Origin of the sequence: Fibrobacter sp. (assembly GCF_045601785.1) — a bacterium.
Lineage (GTDB): Bacteria > Fibrobacterota > Fibrobacteria > Fibrobacterales > Fibrobacteraceae > Fibrobacter.
The window spans coordinates 1-5,235 of record NZ_JAZSAF010000014.1 but is presented as its reverse complement, the minus strand read 5'-3'; the positions used below and the strand labels follow the sequence as shown (position 1 = coordinate 5,235).

General features: G+C 53.5%; 4 protein-coding genes and 1 pseudogene. 4 read left to right on the top strand and 1 reads right to left on the bottom strand.

Annotated features, from left to right (window positions below; all coding sequences use genetic code 11):
* The 4 genes and pseudogenes from ACKI61_RS02720 to ACKI61_RS02705 all read left to right on the top strand — a co-directional run.
* A pseudogene (locus ACKI61_RS02720) lies at positions 1-265 on the top strand (secretion protein HlyD); the annotation flags it as partial.
* A gap of 11 nt (positions 266-276) precedes the next feature.
* Complete coding sequence (locus ACKI61_RS02715) at positions 277-1,524, top strand: ABC transporter permease (RefSeq protein ID WP_407456275.1); 1,248 nt, start codon at positions 277-279, stop codon at positions 1,522-1,524.
* Positions 1,521-2,711: an ABC transporter permease gene (locus tag ACKI61_RS02710; RefSeq protein ID WP_407456274.1), complete on the top strand. Its 1,191-nt coding sequence runs from the start codon at positions 1,521-1,523 to the stop codon at positions 2,709-2,711. The genes ACKI61_RS02715 and ACKI61_RS02710 overlap by 4 nt, the downstream gene beginning before the upstream one ends.
* A 93-nt stretch (positions 2,712-2,804) precedes the next feature.
* Positions 2,805-3,518 carry a zinc metallopeptidase gene (locus ACKI61_RS02705; RefSeq protein ID WP_083532327.1) on the top strand — a complete coding sequence of 238 codons (714 nt, stop codon included), beginning with the start codon at positions 2,805-2,807 and terminating at the stop codon, positions 3,516-3,518.
* A gap of 36 nt (positions 3,519-3,554) precedes the next feature.
* Here the strand turns inward: ACKI61_RS02705 and ACKI61_RS02700 are convergent, their stop codons facing one another.
* Positions 3,555-4,982, bottom strand: coding sequence for a segregation/condensation protein A (locus tag ACKI61_RS02700; protein ID WP_407456273.1), 1,428 nt, complete (start codon positions 4,980-4,982; stop codon positions 3,555-3,557).
* Positions 4,983-5,235 lie beyond the last annotated feature (253 nt).

Genomic DNA, 5,235 nt, shown 5'->3' with positions numbered 1-5,235 from the left:
GGCGGTATTCCACTTGCGCGAAGACCTGCTCAAGAACGTGTCCAAGGGCAAGACCTTCAGCATGTTCATTCCGGCACTCGACAAGAACGTGGAAATGGAAGTCAGCTACATTGCGTCTGTAGGCGATTACGCCACCTGGCGCAGCTCCAAGGAAAGCGGCGGTTTCGATCTCAAGAGTTTCGAAGTGCGCCTGCGCCCGAAGACTAGAATCGAAAACTTGCGCCCCGGCATGAGCGTGCTTTTCCCGATGGAACAGGTTCAGTAAGGTCGTGCGCCTTGTTTATCGATTTCTTTAGAGCGATTCGCAAAATCTATATCAGTCACAATATCGTGTTGTGGCTGGTGCTCCTGATTTTGCCGGTGGTGACATCGGTCTTTATGGTGAATTTCTTTTCGGCCGAAATCATTCAGCATGTGCCGATTGGCCTTTTAAAGCAAGACCGTTCGCAGCTGGCCGATAAAGTCGAAATGGCATTGCGTGCAGACCCCGTGCTCGAAGTCGCGGTGGAATGCCACGACCGTAGCGAATGCGAACATGCGGTGATTCGCGGTGACTTGCAGGCGTTTATCGTGCTCCCGTACGAAATGGAACGCCGCGCGCTCCGGCTTGAAACGCCCGTGATTCCGGTGTATTCCAGCGGCCAGAATTATCTTACGAATACGTTTGCGGTCAAGGAAATCCGCTCGGTGATTTCGGCGATTGGCGCCGACTTGTTTACCAAGCAGATGGATGACCCGATTCATGTAGAACTCAAGTCCGTGAGCAATAATAGCGGTAACTACCAGGGCTTTTTAGGGCTCGGGCTGGTGACAGCCATTTTCCATTTGGCCGGAATTTTGGCGGCGGTGTACCTGTTCAGTTTCCCGTTCCGCGATCACCGCGTCCGCGAATTCTTGAAGGCGGCGGGCGGCTCGCGCGTGGTGCTTGGCGCTGCGACAGTTTTGCCGCTGGTCGTGATTCAGTGGCTGTCGATGGTGGCGGTGTATGCGTATGCTCGCCGTGCGCTCACGCCGATGACTTTCGATGAATTCGTGGTGGTGTCTGCGGGGCAGTTGGCGATGTTTCTCGCATGCTCTGGAGCGGGGGCCGCCTTTGTGGGCATTACGGGCAACATGCGTATGTCTTCGAGCGTGGCGGGCGTTATCGCCGGCCCCGCATTTGCGTTTGCGGGCCAGACTTTTCCGGTGATGGCGATGCCCTTGGTGGTGCGCGGCTTTGCTTTCCTGCTACCGCTTACTCATGTTCTTAAGGTTCAGTCCGCTATGCTCTTGGGCTCGGTCGGCAAGGCGCACGCCTGGGAATCGATCGTGGTGCTTTTGTTCATGGCGCTGTTCTGGCATTTGCTCGCCTCAAAATTGTTGTTCTTGCGTTGGAAAGTCGCCGAAGAAAAAGAGGTGGACTGGGAAGCCCGTGAAAAGTTGCACCTGAAGGATAAGCTGAAAAATATTGCCGGCGCCGTCTATTCGGATTTGAGTATTCGCAAGGCGATTGCTTCTGATATGGCTGAAAGGAGGCGCAAATGATAGACCTCTTTAGGCGACTTTTCAAGGTGGCGTTTGCCGAATGGAAGCTTTTTTACACCGACCCTGCGGCGGTGCTGTTGCTGGTGGTGGCGGGCGTGCTTTACGCCTTCTATTACCCGACACCTTACATGAATCAGACGGCTACAGATGTGCCTGTGGCTGTAGTGGATCTTGACCATACGGTGATGTCGCGCGAACTCACGCAGATGTCTGCCGCGGCTCAGCAAATCGATGTGCGCTACGTGTTTTCGGATATCCGCGAAGCGGAACAGGCCATGGCCGAAGAAAAAATCTACGGGTTCATGGTAATTCCCAAAGACATGGAAAAGACGCTCCGTAACGGTGGCAAGACGAACGTGAATGTGTTTACGCACGGCGCCTACGTGATGCTCCACGGCAACATCGGAACGGCGTTTACTACATGCGCATTGACTGTTGGGGCAACTACCAAAGTCAAGCGAATAGCCCTCGGCAAGAAAGTCCCTGCGGCCAAGGCAATTGCCATGCGCGACCCGATTCCCATCAGCGTGCAGACCATGTACAACAACACGGGTAGCTATTCGAACTATGTGGTGCCGAGCGTGTTGGTGCTGATTTTGCAGCAGACGCTGGTGATTGGCATTTGCATTCTGGGCGGAGCTCGTGCTCACCGCAAGTTCCGCAAGTTGCAACGCGACAGTTCCGTCGAAAACGAACTGATGCCTTACCGTTACTTTGGCCGTTCGCTCGCGTACTTCTTGCATTACTGCAGCTTTATCCTGTTCTACCACTTTGTAGTGTACAACGTGTTCGATTTTCCGCGCCGTGGTGAAATTTTGCCGATGGTGGCTTTTGCAATCGTGTTCCTGTTTTCGGTCATCAACTTCGGGATGGTGCTTTCGCAGGTATTCCTGCGTCGCGAAACGAGCATGCAGCTGTTCCTGTACATGAGCATTCCGATCCTATTCCTTTCGAACTTTAGCTGGCCTACCGAACTCATTCCGGCGTGGATGAAGGGATTTTCTTGCCTGTTGCCTTCAACATTTGCCATTCCGGCATGGCTTGCGATTGAACAGCGTGGAGCCGACATTTACGATGCAGCATCGCTTCTGTTGCCGCTCGCTATGCAGGCGGGATTCTACCTGTTGCTCGGGCTTGTGCTTACCAACCTCCGCGACGGAAGCAAGCTGAAAACCGGCGATATGTAGCCTTTCCTGTCATCCCCGGCTTGGCCGGGGATCTCCGTGCTGGGCGTGACAATTTGAAAATGAATTTTGTATATTACGATTAGAGGTATTTTTATGATGTTCGATCCTTTATACATGATGATTCTCCTGGTGACGCTTGCCCTTTCGGGTAGTGTTTCCTGGATGGTCAAGTCCCGTTTTAATGCTGGCCAAAAAGTCGGCATTTCGAGCGGCCTTACCGGAGCCGATGTGGCGAAGGCCATCCTTATGGATGCGGGCATTACCGACGTGAAGGTGCTGCAGCATCACGGATTCCTGTCGGACCATTACAATCCGCTGAACAAGACTTTGAACTTGTCGCCTGAAGTCTATAACGGTCGCAATGCGTCTGCCGCAGGTGTAGCCGCTCACGAAGTGGGCCACGCCATTCAGCATGCGCAGGGGTACTTCCCGCTGTGGCTGCGTTCGTTCATTGTGCCTGCCGCAAACCTCGGCTCGAATCTCGGTCCGTGGCTTGTGATTCTCGGCATCATCCTGATGAGTGCGGGCCGTGCGCTCGGCTATTCTCTTGCCGTGGCGGGTGTGCTGCTGTTCGGTATCGCGACACTCTTTACGCTGGTGACTGTGCCGGTAGAATTCGACGCTTCTTCCCGCGCCAAAAAGGTGCTTGCTCGCCTCGACATCGTGGCGCAGGGCCGCGAATACAATACGGTTTCGGGAGTGTTGTTTGCCGCGGGGCTTACCTACGTGGCAGCCGCAATCGGTTCCATTATGCAGTTGCTTTATTGGGCTTACCGCGCAGGACTTATTGGCGGTCGGCGAGACTAGTCTTCTATTGTCATCCCGGGCTTGACCCGGGATCTCCTAGTCATTAGTATGAACCTCTATAGACGAGAAATCGTCATCGTCGTCGCCGGTTTCGTCATTGCGAGGAGCCGTAGGCGGCGAAGCAATCCCTTTTTCATTGGCCTGGGAGTCGTAGAACGCCTGGGCTTTTTTCATGAACGCTTCGAATTCTTCGTCGCTCATGGTCTGCTCAGCAGCAGGTTCCTCTGTGCTGTCATGCCCGACTTGTTCGGGCATCTCCATTTCTACTGAAGAACTTGATTGTTCAGGTTCAGTAGGAGTTTCCTCTATGCTGTCATTCCCGGCTTGACCGGGAATCTCCTTTTCTACTAAGGATTCCGCAACAGTTTCAGTTGCCGGCGCAGCAGTATCAGCCACAGGAGCGGTACCTTCTGCCGGAGCGTTCTCAGCCGGAGCCTGCGCACCTTCTGCAGCATCGTCCGCCTTCATCATTTCGGCGAACGGGTTTTCCTGCACTTCGCTCAAGTCTTCGCGACCTTCGAGCATGGCGTTCAAATCGTCTTCGCTCACGTTCCGTCCGCGTTCCGTCCACAGCACGGCTTCGCGCATCACCGCAGCCAAGTCGCCTACGGTCTGTTCCTTAGAGCGAGCAATCGCCTGGTTGCGAATCGCTTCCACAAGGCCAGGCTTCACGTCCGGATCCTTGCTGAAGAACACGGTCTCGTGCGCCATTTCTTCGGCGTAGTCGGCGTTGTTCTTCTTGCGGTAAATCCAAATCGGCCCGAACAGTTCGCTCTGGCGGAATACGATTTCGTCCGTCTTGATCATCTCGAGCATGGCCATGAAGGTCACCGCTGCCACAATCGGGTGAGAATCGTTATCGAGCAAGTCTTCGAACAGGGCGCGGCCATTCACTGCAAGATAATTGTTAATCGCCTGCTGACGGTCCTGAATGGTCACGTAGTCGAGTTCGATGTGGTGAATCGTTTCCGAAATCTTAGTCTTCAAGCTCTTCTGGTAAGCGCGGAAAAGCTGCCAAATGTTCGCGTCGGCCAAAGTCTCTTCGTCGGTCTGCGTTTTTTCGAGGCGTCCGCGGGAATACGTACCGAAGTTCTCGCTTTCCATTTCCTGCAGCCCGCTCGCGACTTGCTTGAAGCGCTGGTATTCCAGCATTTCCTTCATGAGCTGTTCGCGGTCTTCGTTGTATTCCGCTTCCATCTCGGGGTCGCGCTGTTCGGCCGGCAAAAGTTCCTGCACCTTGAGTGCCATCAAGCGGCTCGCCATGTACAAGAAATCACCCGCCTTCGAAAGGTCGGTACCCTCGTACTCGTTCACCCACTTTAAGAACTGGTCCGCAATTTCGGCAATCGAAATCTGTTCGAGCGGAACTTCCTTCTTCTGAACAAGATACACCAGCAAGTCCATCGGGCCATTGAACGCCCCGATGCGAACTTCGTATTCTTCCTGTTCTTCGACTTCGGTCATTTACGGTAAATGTAGTTAAAATCATTCGGCCTGAACGCGTTTTCAGAGCGCGAAGGCGAATTCCACTCGGCGATTTAATCTTTCAATTCTTCAATTTTGACGAGCATCTTTTCGGAGAACCGTTCTCAGCTTCGTTAATGGCGTGGGCTCGCATAACTTCTTGTAAAGTTTTCCATGACAACTCAAAAGCGAGACTAAATTGTCCGATAACACCAGTACGATAAATTTCATCGCTTTTTGCCATATCGCGATT

What these genes read in the sequence shown, in the direction of transcription:
- ACKI61_RS02700 (WP_407456273.1), bottom strand. Translation starts at nt 4,982, where the DNA reads ATGACCGAAGTCGAAGAACAGGAAGAATACGAAGTTCGCATCGGGGCG.
- ACKI61_RS02705 (WP_083532327.1), top strand. Translation starts at nt 2,805, where the DNA reads ATGATGTTCGATCCTTTATACATGATGATTCTCCTGGTGACGCTTGCC.
- ACKI61_RS02710 (WP_407456274.1), top strand. Translation starts at nt 1,521, where the DNA reads ATGATAGACCTCTTTAGGCGACTTTTCAAGGTGGCGTTTGCCGAATGG.